This is a genomic window from Maribacter sp. 4U21 (assembly GCF_002742365.1).
Lineage (GTDB): Bacteria > Bacteroidota > Bacteroidia > Flavobacteriales > Flavobacteriaceae > Maribacter.
This window is the reverse complement of sequence record NZ_MDGN01000008.1, coordinates 83,176-96,269: the sequence shown is the minus strand read 5'-3', so window position 1 is coordinate 96,269 and position 13,094 is coordinate 83,176. Positions and strand designations below refer to the sequence as shown.

Genomic DNA, 13,094 nt, shown 5'->3' with positions numbered 1-13,094 from the left:
ATATAAATGTCCCATACCTTTTATCTATTGTTTTCGGGTCGTTGAAATTTTAACGTATTATTTTGGCTGAAATGTAGTGCTTGAATAATTTAATCTTTAAATTTGTTTAAAGATTAATTGAAAAATTTAAACAAAATAAATGTCTCCTTATAGAAATTTAGAAGAATACAACTTAGAAATCACAGACGAGGTTAAAAATAGATTCTCATCCATCATCGATGAAATAGGAGAAGACGTTTCTCGAGAAGGTCTTGTCAAGACTCCTGAACGCGCTGCGAAAGCAATGCTTTTCTTAACGCAGGGATACAAACAGAATGCCGGAGAAATATTAAAAGGCGCCATGTTTAAGGAGGATTATGATGACATGGTTATCATAAAGGATATAGAACTCTATTCTTTGTGTGAACACCATATGTTACCGTTTTTTGGTAAAGCCCACGTAGCGTACATTCCTAACGGACATATTGTCGGGTTGAGCAAGATACCTAGAATTGTCGATATTTTTGCGAGAAGACTTCAGGTACAGGAAAGGCTAACACATGATATTCTTGAGTGTATCAACAATACGTTAAAGCCCAAGGGTGTTGCCGTTGTAATAGAGGCTTCTCATATGTGCATGATGATGCGAGGTGTGCAAAAACAGAATTCTGTTACGACAACTTCTGGATTTAGAGGTCAATTTGAGAAAATAGAGACGAGAAACGAATTTTTGAAATTGATCAGTTCTAATTTATCGTGATTTTATACTACTGCTGATAGACCTTTTGTTATAAGCTTTATATTTGTTTTTGCCATCTTTGTTGTACTAAAACAACCGAACACTAATATTTGCACATGTCTAAAACAAAAGATAAAAAATTTAAAAATTTATTCCTGGGCCTACTTTTTGATGGTATTGGAATGCTCTCGTTCGCTGTGCCTCTTCTAGGTGATTTCTCGGATATTTTTTGGGCACCTTTATCTGGTTGGTTAATGACCCGTATGTATAAGGGTAAAATTGGTCAGGCTGCTGGAATCGTTACCTTTATAGAGGAGATAATTCCTGGGCTTGATGTTATTCCTACCTTTACTATAATGTGGCTGTATACATATATTTTTAAAGGCAGTAAGAAGGGTAGGACTATAGAGGTTTAGAAACCGCCATGAAATTCGCTAAAAAGTGTAACTTTAAGGCAGATCTTTTACGCCTTGGAAAGAAGAAATTTTATTAAAAAATCAAGTATAGGCGCATTCTCTGCGTTGCTTGGAGTAGATATTGTTTATAAGGAGTTGATGCCCAAAGGATATCTACCAATCGCACTACAAGATACAGACCCCTTTAAATTATTTCATAAGCATCCGGAAATGGTGGTTTTAAATGATAAACCATGGAATATGGAAGCCCAAGCACATTTATTGAATGACGCCGTTACGCCTAATAAATACATGTTCATTAGAAATAATGGCTTAATTCCTGAGCATATTGATAGTACTAAGTGGAGCCTAAAGATTGATGGAGAATCGGTAAAAAATTCTAAAGTGTATTCGCTCCATGAACTAAAGACCAAATTTAAACCCTACACTTACCAACTTACCCTAGAATGTGGAGGAAATGGCCGTAGCGAATTTAATCCACCGGCCAAAGGAAATCAATGGACAATTGGTGCTGTTTCTTGCGCAAAGTGGACTGGTGTGAGGTTAAAAGATATTCTGGATGACGTTGGAATAACAGACAATGCTGTTTATATCGGTTACCATGGAGCGGATATTCACTTAAGCCGTAACCCTAATAAAAAGCCCATTTCTAGAGGAGTGCCAATAGCCAAGGCAATACAAGAAGAGACGCTTCTAGCTTATGAGATGAACGGCAAAGATATTCCTTTGGCCCATGGTTTTCCATTACGATTAGTAGCGGGTGGTTGGCCAGCTTCTGTTTCGGGAAAATGGTTAACGGGAATTAGTGTGCGCAATAAAGTGCATGATGGTGAAAAAATGGGCGGTAGCTCTTATCGGGTTCCTTGTGAAACGGTAGCTCCCGGTGAGAAAGTTGCGGATGAAAACATGTGTATTATAGAATCTATGCCGGTTAAATCCCTCATTACCTATCCAAAGACAGGAGCGATAATCAAAGGGGATAGTAATTTAACCATTAAGGGACATGCATGGGCCGGCGAGTTGGAAGTTTCTAAATTGGAATACTCCATTGATTTCGGAAACTCATGGAAAACCGCACAATTAAAAAAACCAATAAATCGTTTGGCGTGGCAACATTTTGAAGCTAGGGTTTCATTTCCTAAGACGGGATATTATGAGGTTTGGGCAAGGGCAACCGATACTGCTGGAAAAAAGCAACCTATGATACTTCCGGGATGGAACCCTAAAGGTTATTTAAATAATGCTTGTCATAGAATAGCGGTAAAGGTTGTTTAAATGGGCGATAGAAATAAAAAAACCAATAGAAGTAGTTACGGATTTGTCATTGTTTTACTTCTTGTATTATCCGTTGCTGTTCTATATTTTTTTTATGTAGAACATCCAACAGAATTTATGGATAAGGCTCCGGATAACATTTCAGGAGGGGAGAAGGTACTTAAAGCTGAAAATCCAAACGCCATAGTAGACGGTATTCACGTAAGAACAGGTTTGTTGGAGGCAGAAGGGTTAATGACCGTTGTTAATAATTGTACTACATGCCATTCAGCTCAATTAGTTACACAGAATAGAATGGGTAAGGCCCAGTGGGAAGCAACTCTAAGATGGATGCAAGAAGAACAAGGGTTATGGGAATTAGGAGATAATGAGGAGATTATAATAAATTACCTGACTACAAATTATCCTGTTCTGAAAAAAGGTCGGCGACAAGCACTCACTGCCATTGATTGGTATAATTTAGAAGAGTAGGGGATGCAACAATTTTTAGAAGCGTTTATTTCTGCGGTAAAAGGAAGTCTTCATTGGACATGGAAGTCCATTATCTTTGAAGTACCCTGGTACATCAATTATTTCTGGGGCCTAATATTGATTTCACTTTTGGTATGGGGTTTAGAAATACTATTCCCGTGGAGAAAAAACCAGTCTATCTTTCGAAAGGACTTTTGGCTAGATGGTTTTTATATGTTCTTTAATTTTTTTCTCTTTAATATAGCTATAAGTGGTGTTTATAAAGTACTCGAACTAGTTTTCCGTGGTTATAAAATTGAAATGGACAGTATCGCGTTTATAAACCTATCAGATATGCCAGGATGGCTTCAACTGGTTACGTTCTTTGTGCTCTTGGATTTCGTGCAGTGGTTTACCCACATTTTGCTTCATAAATATCCTTTCTTATGGCAATTTCATAAAATTCACCATAGTGTAAAGGAAATGGGTTTTGCAGCACATTTGCGCTATCATTGGATGGAGAATATTTTTTATAAGCCCTTGAAAACTATCGCTGTAATGCTTCTGGGAGGTTTTGAGCCTGAACAGGCTTTCATTGTACATTTTATAGCCATTGCCATTGGCCACCTTAATCATTCCAATATCAAATTATCGTGGGGTCCTTTTAAATATCTATTAAATAATCCCGTGATGCATTTATATCATCATGCTTATAAATTACCTGAGGGTAAATTTGGAGTTAATTTTGGTATTAGCCTTAGTCTTTGGGACTATATCTTTAAAACAAACTACATCCCTGAAGAGAGTGGACAAGTTCTTTTAGGCTTTGAAGGGGACGAAGAAATTCCCACTAGCTTTTGGAAACAAATAACCTTCGGTTTTGGAAAATCAAAACCGAAGGATTTATAATTCTAATTATTCTACTACCACATTGAATGTTTGTGCAATATCGGTCTCTCCTCCTGCATCGGAAAGGGTACCATCATTTGGTTTTTTCGGCTCATGACGTAAGGTTACCTGTAAAGTACCGTTCCCAGCGTCTCCGGTAGTTAAAGTGAACAAAATTCCCAAGGGATTTCCGTCACCATCTTCGTCGGCATAATCAGCACTAGTTAAGCCACCTGTTGTAGCAAAGAAAAACTGGTGTTCATCATCTTCTTCAGCAACTTCTAAGGTTACATCTTCAGCGGGAGTTTCCGTCTCGTTCAACAGTTCTATGCTTCCAGCATATACAGTGTTGGCAGCCAAATTACCTGATATATCAATTATAGGAGCGTTAGGACCGTCACCATCTAAATCTTGTGATTGTAAGGTAATGTTTCCACTTGCCGCTGTGAGTGTTATGTTCATGGTGGTAATAACTTCTTCCTCGTCCACTGCTTCCGGGTCGTCGTCGTCATTGGAGCAGGAGAATGTAAGTAGTCCTACTGTCAAAAGTGCAAGCACTGTTTTTGCATTGAAATTCATGTTTAAATTAGCAATTGTTTTCATAAAGGATTTAATTTAAATTAATAATTATAGATTAGACGTAAACTTATATTCCTACCTAAATCATCAACGAAATAGCGTTGGCGATTTAAATAGTCTCGGTAATTTGTGTTTAATAAATTAGTAGCTCTTAAGCCTATTTTAAAATCGTTATCATTGGTTATGGTAAAGGATGTTTCTATATCCAAAGCCAGTAAATGGTAAGCTTCTGGTGGCGTATTAATGTTTAGCGCTACCTCTTGTTGTTGCTGTGGTGAAAAAACTTGAATATTCGGTGGGAACCTTTGTTGCTCAAAAGCATACTGACTTTCCAAAGAGATGTTCAGGTTCTTCCACTTAGAATTGCTATAACTTATAACGTTACTCAAGTTAGCGGCGGGAATATTGATCAATGGAATATCGGTTTCCCTATCCGTTCCGCGAACCCACGAAAATTTATGGTCTGTTCTAATTGCGGAAGACCATTTACTATATATAGCGGCATCTATTCCTAGAAGTTGGGCATTGGTTTGGCGGTATGACCACACCGGGAAGGCACCACGTATGGTAAACTCTACCCCTGTTGGTTCCAAAATTATGAAATCATTTATATTGTTCAGGAACGGCGCAATAGTATAACCCCAGTTATTTCCTGTCTTTTCAAGGGATACCGAAATTTTAGAGGCGGATTCACTTTTAACCCTTAAATCCCCGAGTTCTATCCGAGCTGCAGAGTGGTGGAGGCCATCGCTGAACAACTCTGATGGGTTTGGCGCTCTTTGGGAAAAGGAATAGTTTAAACGAACAAGATCATTACTACTAAAATTATATTTTAATCCTCCTGTAGCTGACACATTGTGATAATCAAAAATTGGATTGGTCAATAACTGGGTGCCTAAATCGTCCAGTATAATATCACTAAAATCATCATCGTACCCTCGTTCTTCCCAGCGAGATGTCCTGTAGAACTTCTTAGCATTTATGCGAGTAAAGTCATACCGTAAACCTGCTTCGAACGTGATTTGAGGATTAATTTCATATTCAGCAATAGAAAAAACACCAAAATCATATTTGTCATAATCAGGTATGAGTCTTCTAACACCGGTCGCCGGATTAGCAAAATTAGATTGGTACCTGCCTAAAAGCCCAATTTTGAGGTCTAGATCTTTGTTGGAGTCAATTTTTATGTCAGTAGATAACGAATGCGTCGTAAGGCTTAAATCAATAGAGGCTTTATTTGCATCGGAGCCTACACGCACATCATATTCCAATCTGCGGTTTCTTTGAAAATCATACTGTACGGACCATTTTCCTAAACCCTCGAAACGTCTATAATAGTTTAGTTTTCCAAGATGATGGGTTACTTCTTGGTTGGGTCTAATGATGTCATAACTAAAGTCATTGATAATGCTCGGTTCTTCGCTATTAATTGCTTCTATTAGGTCATCTACGTTACCAATATGTGAGGCTCTTAAAATTCCTATATCGGAATCAAATAGTGAGTAGTAGGCTTCCCACCCCTGAACGAAGTCACGTTTGCCGATTGAAAAAACAATACCTTTTTCTTGAACACCCGTATTGGACAATAAGTAGTCGGGCGCCTCCAAGTCACCTAACCTTTTGTAGGAACCTTGTCCTTTTATATATAACCCGGATTCATAAGATTTTACCAAAGTAGAAGTTAGGTTGCCACCGCGACCATTGGAAAAGAGGTTCATCTGGGTTTTTCCATAGAGTGAATCACTTCGGATTACCGCCAAAGGATTCATGATAATAACACCACCAATAGCATCTCCGCCGTATTCTAACGCTGCGGCACCTTTAATTATACTAATGTTCTGATTGGCATTGATATCCACGTTTGGCGCGTGTTCTTCGCCCCATTCCATATCTTGCATACGAACATTATTGTTCAGTATAAGTATTCTACTTCCGTTAAGTCCTTGTATCACAGGTTTTACGATATTTGCTCCCGTATTTAACGAGGAAACGCCGGTCATTGTCTTTAAGGCATCACCCAAACTAGCCCCACTGAACTTTTCTACCTCTACTAAGCTTAGTCTGTCTTCTTGCGCAGATGTCGTAATATTGTCCGCAGTGCCAGTAACCTTAACCTCATCCAATTCCTCTAAATGGTGTTCCAATCTGATTTTTTCGTAAGTATCACCGTTGATTCTAACAGTTTTAAATTGTGACTTACAATCTGGATGTGATACCTCTAGTTCTATAACACCATCGCAGATATCTTTAAAGGTGAATTTGCCTTCGGCCGAGGAAATGAGTTGCTTGGAGGTACCCGTAATGGTCACAGTAGCGCCGGATAAGGGACTATTGTCATGAAAATCGACAATTTCCCCTATTAAAATGGAGCTACATTCTTGAGCCATTAAAGTATTACCAAATGCAAAGGCAATAAATAGAAGTATACTATATTTCATTAAGAAGTAATTACGCTTAAATAAGTCAATGAAGACAATTGACCATAACTTGTTCGTGCAGATTACCCTACTTGCGGGGGTGGTCTACCAAAGAAGCTATTGCGTAAGAAGAAAGAAGAAATAGTTATGTCTTTAATGACCGGTTGTTCATTAAAAGCACATAAAGGTACTGTGGTAGTATTTGCTAGTGGTACAGGTACAATAAAATCTATATCCTGATTCTCAATAGCCACATCGCAAACAGCACAGTTTTCAATAGTATCTTGTGCATCATCTTGATGTGTGTATACATGGAAGGATGATACTTTAAGTATCATTAAAGCAAACAATAGGAATGCTATACTATTTGAAATAAATTTCTTTTCCACATTGCGAAAATAAAGAAAGCGACAGATATTTTTGTTAAAGAAAACTTAACTCTTATCCTTCAGTAGAAAATTCAGCCCCATTCTGCCCAACATTTTCTTTTCAAAAGCCCAAAAGAATTTAAACTGACCGAATAACCAACCATAAATTACCAGAAGTATTTGATAAAAGGGGAATATGAGTAGAATGCGCAAAATCCAATACAAGGTTTGGCCCCACCACTCTTGCGGGAAGTTACCTTTATCCATTCCAATAAAAGAAAGGAACGGCTTGGCGACATAAACAGAGGAAGAACCTGTAATGGCAAATACTACAAATATAATAATCAGCTGAAAATTACTTGTAATTCCCCAGCGTTCCTTTAATTTTTCCATGGCTTTCTAAAGTAGGTAAAGGTACTTCTTAAATGCGAGGAACAAAAGGTCCTAAACGCTGATTATATTTCCTTTGAAAAAAAATAAAGTAATTGTATAATTTATAATTAACCTCGTAACCATAGTCTATGCCGGGTTTATAATCTATTTGCATTAGATATAGGTTTGGGTCGTATTGGTTCGGTGTAATCGCTCTTTGATTCCAATTTAGCACCAATAACTGATTTCGATTTTCTAAGAAGGTTTTGGAATAGTAGCCCTCTGGTCTAGCAATGGAGTTTAACCATGTATAGAAACCTGGGTCGATGATAATAATCTCATATTCCGTTTCTTCATTGGAAATTTTAACGGTATCGCCCTCGACAGCCGCAAAAGCTTTTTTTTCTTCTTCTGAGATGGTTAGGGATTCTTTAGAGCTTCCGCAATTGGATACTAAAAGAAGACCTGTAAAAATCGTTAGAACTGTGAAGATTTTTCTCATTGTTATTTTCTTTTTCATCCCCTTAATGTACAAAAAAAGCCATTTGCTATTACAAATGGCCTTTGTTAAAATAAGTTAAGAATTTTATTTACCGAATAATCCGCCAAGAAGACCACCTAGACCCCCTTTTTTCTTATTGCTTCCCATAACCATACCTGCTACGTCGTCCAGAATACTTCCATCTCCATCCGCATCTAACAAAGTAGTAATTAGGCTTTGGTTTTCTTGAGGTTGACCACCAAGCATACTACCCAGCAGGGCGTTCATTCCGTTTGAGTCGCTAACGTTGCTTTGAGCCGTTTGCTTTCCTAAGAAGCCCATTACAATTGGAGCGGCTATTTTCAATATTTGGGCTACTGAACCTGCGTCCAAACCAGATTTCTGGCTAAGCGCATTTTCTACTTGTGGCTGTTTGTTTCCGAAAACGTGACCTAGTATTCCTGCACCGTCTTGCATTACGGAATCATCAACACCACCTCCAAAAAGACTTCCCAAGTCATTTAGAATGCTACCATCATGTTTTCCGGATAAGGCACTCATTAACCCGGCAGCTCCATCCGGAGAGGAAACGTTCTTTTTCATAGCTCCTAAAAGTAAGGGCATTGCCATGCTCAATACATCTGCTGTCTTATTTTCTGGCTGTTGTGTCTGACCAGCAACTCCACTTATTAATTGTTTGCCCATTGGGCTGTTTAGTAAATCTAGTAATCCTGACATTTTATTAGTTAATTTAATGTTTAGTGCGTAATGTACAAAAAAAGACTTTGAAAACGTTAAACAGCTATTTTAACAATTTGGTTATTTGTGCTGCTAACTCCAATCCAATCCTATCCTGCGCCTCTCCTGTAGCAGCACCAATGTGCGGTGTAAGCGAAATACTAGGATGCATTAAAATACGTATTTCCGGACTAGGCTCTGATTCAAAGACATCTAGACCGGCAAAGGATACCTTTTTATTTTCTATAGCATCGATTAGGGCGACTTCATCAATAACCCCACCTCTTGCCGCATTTATTATTCCAACACCGTCCTTCATCATTTCAAATTCCTCGACCCCTATAACATAGTCTTTTTGAGCAGGAACATGAGTCGTAATAAAATCTGAATTTTGAAGTAATGATTCCTTATTCGTACTTTTTAGTTGGAAGTCAATTTTTTGGTCATCGAAGAACGATAACTGCAACTTGCATTCTTCGAGGTAAGGGTCGTGATAAATCACTTTCATTCCCACGCCAAGCGCAATTTTCGCTGTGGCTTGACCAATTCTGCCAAATCCTATGATACCAAGAGTGCTGCCTCTTAGCTCCCTACCTTTTCCGTAAGATTTTTTAAGTTGTTTAAACTTGGTGTCTCCATCTAACGGCATGTTCCGGTTTGCATCGTATAGAAACCGCACTCCACCGTATAAATGCGCAAAGACCAGTTCCGCAACGGATGAAGATGACGCTGACGGAGTATTGATAACGTGAATCCCTTTGCTCTTTGCGTAAGTCACATCAATATTATCCATACCTACGCCTCCACGACCAATTAGTTTTAAACCCTTGCAAGCATCTATAAGGTCTTTTCTTACTTCTGTGGCGCTTCTCACCAAAAGACCAGTTACCTTCTTTTCATTGATAAAGTTGGACAGCTGCTCCTTAGCCACATTGGTGGTGAAAACCTCAAAACCTTCTTTTTCTAAAGCTGTTATTCCCGACTGCGATATTCCGTCGTTTGCTAGAATCCTCATGACTATCCCTTACGTTCCATTTCACTCATTACATCTACCAAAACACCTACGCTATCTAAGGACAGAGCGTTATACATACTTGCTCTGTAACCACCCACGGAGCGATGACCATTTAAACCATTGATACCCGCTTCGTAAAGCATGTTGTCAAAGGTCTCTTTTAAAGCTTCGTCGGTGATGTTAAAGGTGGCATTCATTAAAGAGCGGTCGGCCTTGCTGGCATAACCTTCGAAAACAGGATTTAAATCAATTTCCGAATAGAGGAGTTGTGCCTTCTTTTCATTGATTTCTTCAATTGCAGAAATACCTCCTATATTTTTCAGCCATTCCAAAGTAAGCATGGAAGTATAAACTGGAAAAACCGCTGGCGTATTGAACATGCTATCTTTACCAATGTGAACTTGATAATCTAACATTGATGGTATTTTTCGGCTAACTTTACCCAAAACGTCCTCTTTGATAACAACCAAAGTTGTACCGGCCGGCCCCATATTCTTTTGGGCCCCAGCGTAAATTAAATCAAACTGTGAAAAGTCTAGTGTTCTAGAAAAAATATCCGAACTCATATCACAGACTAGCGGTGCGTCCGTCTTTGGAAACTTCTTTATCTGTGTGCCGAAAATAGTGTTGTTAGAGGTTAGATGTAGATAATCTAGCCCGTCAGGAACGCTATATCCCTTTGGGATATAATTGAAATTCTCATCTTTTGATGACCCAACCTCAATAATTTCACCGAACAATTTCGCTTCCTTTATGGCTTTATCGCTCCAAGTTCCTGTATTTAAATAACCTGCTTTTTTTTCTAAAAGATTATAGGCCACCATAAGAAATTCCATACTTGCCCCACCTTGTAAGAATAAAGCTTTATAGCCCTTTCCCTCCAGACCCAGCAATTCTAAGGCCAAAGCTCTGGCTTTCTCCATTACAGCGACAAAATCCTTACTACGATGTGATATTTCTATTAATGAAAGCCCGGAACCGTTGAAATCCATTACGGCTTCTGATGCTTTGAGCAGCACCTCTTTTGGTAAAATACAGGGTCCGGCACTGAAATTATGCTTCTTCATTTTAATTATTATTTAAGATGTTAAAGGTCAGGAATTTGAAGATAAGAACGGTGATGTATTCAAAAATTTTCTAGGATGTTTTTAACAGGAATTCAACAGTGTCTATTCCATCCGCATAGTCGGACAGTGAAGGGCTTTGTGTTTTTCCAAACGGAATTTCCGCTATTGTGAACCCAGAGGCGACTACGCACTGAATAGCTTCCGCATCCTTCTGAAGTCGTTCTTGGACAGTGGCCTTCGAATCATAGGTTTCATAAAAAACCGAGGCAATGGGGGAGGCGTGACTTTTATCTTCCTTCAGAAGTAAAAATCCGTTATCCAGAATTTTAAATTCGCTCATTAAGTAAACGGCCTTGTTATAATCGTAGTTATTAGCATACTTGGTTTGGTTTACAATGTCCCTGTATCTGAACATTGCCTTAAAGAATTTATCAAAATCGTAATCCTTGGGTACAAACAGTTTAGAAACACTTCTACATCCTAAACCATAATACCTGAAAATATCCTCGCCAAGCGCCTCTAACTGAGCATTTGTTTCATTCCCGTTTAGCACAGCAACAGAATTTCTATTCTTTCTAATGATATTCGGTTTTTTACCAAAGTAATATTCAAAATATCGTGCTGTATTATTGCTTCCTGTTGCTATCACCGCATCAAAGTCGGTCAAGCGCCCCTCAGTAAAGTTGATGCTATCTTTAAAAGAAGGTTCTATATCAATTAAGTATTTTGCTATAAGCGGAATTAGCAAGGTGTCATTACTGGATAGTTTTATAATTGCTTTGTTTCCGGTAATTAATACGGAAAGCAAATCGTGAAAACCGACCAAGGGAATATTACCGGCCATAATCAGTGCAACCTGTTTGGTTTTATTCTTTTTTAAATCGTAAGAAGCTAACCATGTCTCTAAATTTTCTCGGGTCAATATTATACCCCACTGCTTAAAAGCGAAAAGTACGTTTTCTTTGGTAAACCAGCCGTTATGGTGGCGAGCGCTATTGGCAACTTCGTTGAATTTGTTGATCCATTTGCTATTCGTGGTTTCAGCTACCTGCCCGTTAGATGTAAAATCACAAAATAAGCGGAGAAATTCTCCAAGTTTAACAAAAGCTTCTACGTTGGGGTTGGACTTGGTCATTATATTTGTAAAAGGAAGTATTAGGAATTACCTTTGTGCAAAAATAAGCATGTCCAGAACTTTTTTGGATATTTCATAAGAAAAAGAAAATCATGGCTATTATAATAACAGACGAATGTATCAATTGTGGGGCATGTGAACCAGAATGTCCTAACACGGCAATCTATGAAGGTGCTGATGAATGGAGATACAGTGATGGTACTTCTTTAGAAGGAGACGTGGTACTGCCAAACGGAAAGGCCGTAAACGCCGATGTGGTCCAAGAACCGATAAGTGATGAAGTATATTATATTGCGCCGGATAAGTGTACGGAATGCATGGGCTTCCATGAAGAACCGCAATGCGCCGCTGTTTGCCCAGTAGACTGTTGTGTGCCTGATGAAGATTATGTAGAATCTGAGGAAGTACTACTTGCGAAGCAACGATTTATGCATCCGGAGGAGTAGTTTTTTCTAGCTTTTTACAAACTACTACGAACGTGTCGAACGCATAAGTTCTACAATCAAAACATTCTATTATTTTAAATCCTTTTGTTTTTAGGAGTTCTTTTATTTCATCTAAGATGAAAGTTCTAAATACACTAGTGTCGTTCCCAAGAAAAGTTTTATTGGTTTGTTGAATACTATAATAATCCGCCGTCCAATTTACCAAACTAATACTACCCCTGTTGCTGTTTTTCCATTTCGATTCTCGTAGGTATTGTTTGCCAGTGACTAGGCTTTTATGAACTGCTTTTGGGTTGGATGTTATGTAGAGTGAAAAACGATTCGCATCAATAAAGTCAAAAATGAAAACACCTTTAGTTTGTAGCGCCCTTCTAACATAATCAAAGGTCTGGTAAAAATCATCATCGGTCAGGAAATAACTAGTGAATCTTCCTGTAATCAATATGGCGTTAAATAGTTTATCCGCATTGAAATTTCTCATATCTCCATAAAGAAATTTTCTTTCAGGACACTTCTCCTTGGCGATTTTAAGCATTGGTCTGCTATAATCAAGACCAACATACGATACAAAATTTTTCAAGAAACTTTCTGCCAAATTACCGGAGCCGCAAGCTATTTCGAGTATGTTATCGGTACGGTATTCTCTGCAAATCGAAGCATAATACCTATACTCTTATGTCTAATCGATAAAACCTTGATAAATTTCGTCATAGGTTTTTGCCAATTCAC

General features: G+C 38.3%; 16 protein-coding genes. 6 read left to right on the top strand and 10 right to left on the bottom strand.

From position 1 onward, the window contains the following. The first annotated feature begins 139 nt into the window (after positions 1-139). The 5 genes from folE to BFP77_RS01390 all read left to right on the top strand — a co-directional run bounded on the left by folE (position 140) and on the right by BFP77_RS01390 (position 3,768). Positions 140-739 (top strand): GTP cyclohydrolase I FolE, encoded by a 600-nt coding sequence (folE, locus tag BFP77_RS01410; RefSeq protein ID WP_099572292.1) that lies wholly within the window; start codon positions 140-142, stop codon positions 737-739. A 95-nt stretch (positions 740-834) separates the two neighbouring features. Next, positions 835-1,134 carry a hypothetical protein gene (locus BFP77_RS01405; RefSeq protein WP_099572291.1) on the top strand — a complete coding sequence of 100 codons (300 nt, stop codon included), beginning with the start codon at positions 835-837 and terminating at the stop codon, positions 1,132-1,134. 54 nt (positions 1,135-1,188) lie between these two features. Next, positions 1,189-2,409, top strand: a complete 1,221-nt coding sequence (locus tag BFP77_RS01400) for a sulfite oxidase (RefSeq protein ID WP_099572290.1) — start codon at positions 1,189-1,191, stop codon at positions 2,407-2,409. After that, complete coding sequence (locus BFP77_RS01395; protein ID WP_099572289.1) at positions 2,410-2,880, top strand: monoheme cytochrome C; 471 nt, start codon at positions 2,410-2,412, stop codon at positions 2,878-2,880. A 3-nt stretch (positions 2,881-2,883) separates the two neighbouring features. Then, the gene (locus BFP77_RS01390) at positions 2,884-3,768 is read left to right on the top strand and encodes a sterol desaturase family protein (protein ID WP_099572288.1); all 885 of its coding nucleotides are present in this window, start codon (positions 2,884-2,886) and stop codon (positions 3,766-3,768) included. A 6-nt stretch (positions 3,769-3,774) separates the two neighbouring features. Here BFP77_RS01390 and BFP77_RS01385 read toward each other — a convergent pair whose 3' ends face one another. The 9 genes from BFP77_RS01385 to BFP77_RS01345 form a co-directional block, all read right to left on the bottom strand. Next, positions 3,775-4,350, bottom strand: a complete 576-nt coding sequence (locus BFP77_RS01385) for a type 1 periplasmic binding fold superfamily protein (protein ID WP_241240857.1) — start codon at positions 4,348-4,350, stop codon at positions 3,775-3,777. A gap of 17 nt (positions 4,351-4,367) precedes the next feature. Continuing rightward, positions 4,368-6,764 carry a TonB-dependent receptor gene (locus tag BFP77_RS01380; RefSeq protein ID WP_099572287.1) on the bottom strand — a complete coding sequence of 799 codons (2,397 nt, stop codon included), beginning with the start codon at positions 6,762-6,764 and terminating at the stop codon, positions 4,368-4,370. Between the two features lie 62 nt (positions 6,765-6,826). Beyond that, positions 6,827-7,132 carry a hypothetical protein gene (locus tag BFP77_RS01375; protein ID WP_099572286.1) on the bottom strand — a complete coding sequence of 102 codons (306 nt, stop codon included), beginning with the start codon at positions 7,130-7,132 and terminating at the stop codon, positions 6,827-6,829. Between the two features lie 45 nt (positions 7,133-7,177). Then, positions 7,178-7,504 (bottom strand): DUF6787 family protein, encoded by a 327-nt coding sequence (locus BFP77_RS01370; RefSeq protein WP_099572285.1) that lies wholly within the window; start codon positions 7,502-7,504, stop codon positions 7,178-7,180. Between the two features lie 28 nt (positions 7,505-7,532). Further along, the gene (locus BFP77_RS01365; RefSeq protein WP_099572309.1) at positions 7,533-7,985 is read right to left on the bottom strand and encodes a DUF6146 family protein; all 453 of its coding nucleotides are present in this window, start codon (positions 7,983-7,985) and stop codon (positions 7,533-7,535) included. An 84-nt stretch (positions 7,986-8,069) separates the two neighbouring features. Beyond that, positions 8,070-8,702 (bottom strand): DUF937 domain-containing protein, encoded by a 633-nt coding sequence (locus BFP77_RS01360; RefSeq protein WP_099572284.1) that lies wholly within the window; start codon positions 8,700-8,702, stop codon positions 8,070-8,072. 64 nt (positions 8,703-8,766) lie between these two features. Then, positions 8,767-9,717: a D-2-hydroxyacid dehydrogenase gene (locus BFP77_RS01355; protein ID WP_099572283.1), complete on the bottom strand. Its 951-nt coding sequence runs from the start codon at positions 9,715-9,717 to the stop codon at positions 8,767-8,769. A gap of 2 nt (positions 9,718-9,719) precedes the next feature. Further along, complete coding sequence (gene serC / locus BFP77_RS01350) at positions 9,720-10,784, bottom strand: 3-phosphoserine/phosphohydroxythreonine transaminase (protein ID WP_099572282.1); 1,065 nt, start codon at positions 10,782-10,784, stop codon at positions 9,720-9,722. A gap of 70 nt (positions 10,785-10,854) precedes the next feature. Next, positions 10,855-11,919 (bottom strand): acyl-CoA reductase, encoded by a 1,065-nt coding sequence (locus BFP77_RS01345; RefSeq protein WP_099572281.1) that lies wholly within the window; start codon positions 11,917-11,919, stop codon positions 10,855-10,857. Positions 11,920-12,011: 92 nt separating this feature from the next. On the opposite strand from BFP77_RS01345, the gene BFP77_RS01340 reads away from it, so the two are divergent. Beyond that, positions 12,012-12,365 carry a 4Fe-4S dicluster domain-containing protein gene (locus tag BFP77_RS01340; protein WP_099572280.1) on the top strand — a complete coding sequence of 118 codons (354 nt, stop codon included), beginning with the start codon at positions 12,012-12,014 and terminating at the stop codon, positions 12,363-12,365. On the opposite strand, the gene BFP77_RS01335 is transcribed toward BFP77_RS01340, so the two are convergent. Then, on the bottom strand, positions 12,346-12,990 hold the full coding sequence (locus BFP77_RS01335) for a class I SAM-dependent DNA methyltransferase (protein WP_257212827.1): 645 nt from the start codon (positions 12,988-12,990) through the stop codon (positions 12,346-12,348). The genes BFP77_RS01340 and BFP77_RS01335 overlap by 20 nt on opposite strands. Between the last annotated feature and the right edge of the window lie 104 nt (positions 12,991-13,094).

What these genes read in the sequence shown, in the direction of transcription:
- folE (WP_099572292.1), top strand. Translation starts at nt 140, where the DNA reads ATGTCTCCTTATAGAAATTTAGAAGAATACAACTTAGAAATCACAGAC.
- BFP77_RS01405 (WP_099572291.1), top strand. Translation starts at nt 835, where the DNA reads ATGTCTAAAACAAAAGATAAAAAATTTAAAAATTTATTCCTGGGCCTA.
- BFP77_RS01395 (WP_099572289.1), top strand. Translation starts at nt 2,410, where the DNA reads ATGGGCGATAGAAATAAAAAAACCAATAGAAGTAGTTACGGATTTGTC.
- BFP77_RS01390 (WP_099572288.1), top strand. Translation starts at nt 2,884, where the DNA reads ATGCAACAATTTTTAGAAGCGTTTATTTCTGCGGTAAAAGGAAGTCTT.
- BFP77_RS01385 (WP_241240857.1), bottom strand. Translation starts at nt 4,350, where the DNA reads ATGAAAACAATTGCTAATTTAAACATGAATTTCAATGCAAAAACAGTG.
- BFP77_RS01380 (WP_099572287.1), bottom strand. Translation starts at nt 6,764, where the DNA reads ATGAAATATAGTATACTTCTATTTATTGCCTTTGCATTTGGTAATACT.
- BFP77_RS01370 (WP_099572285.1), bottom strand. Translation starts at nt 7,504, where the DNA reads ATGGAAAAATTAAAGGAACGCTGGGGAATTACAAGTAATTTTCAGCTG.
- BFP77_RS01365 (WP_099572309.1), bottom strand. Translation starts at nt 7,985, where the DNA reads ATGAGAAAAATCTTCACAGTTCTAACGATTTTTACAGGTCTTCTTTTA.
- BFP77_RS01360 (WP_099572284.1), bottom strand. Translation starts at nt 8,702, where the DNA reads ATGTCAGGATTACTAGATTTACTAAACAGCCCAATGGGCAAACAATTA.
- BFP77_RS01355 (WP_099572283.1), bottom strand. Translation starts at nt 9,717, where the DNA reads ATGAGGATTCTAGCAAACGACGGAATATCGCAGTCGGGAATAACAGCT.
- serC (WP_099572282.1), bottom strand. Translation starts at nt 10,784, where the DNA reads ATGAAGAAGCATAATTTCAGTGCCGGACCCTGTATTTTACCAAAAGAG.
- BFP77_RS01345 (WP_099572281.1), bottom strand. Translation starts at nt 11,919, where the DNA reads ATGACCAAGTCCAACCCCAACGTAGAAGCTTTTGTTAAACTTGGAGAA.
- BFP77_RS01340 (WP_099572280.1), top strand. Translation starts at nt 12,012, where the DNA reads ATGGCTATTATAATAACAGACGAATGTATCAATTGTGGGGCATGTGAA.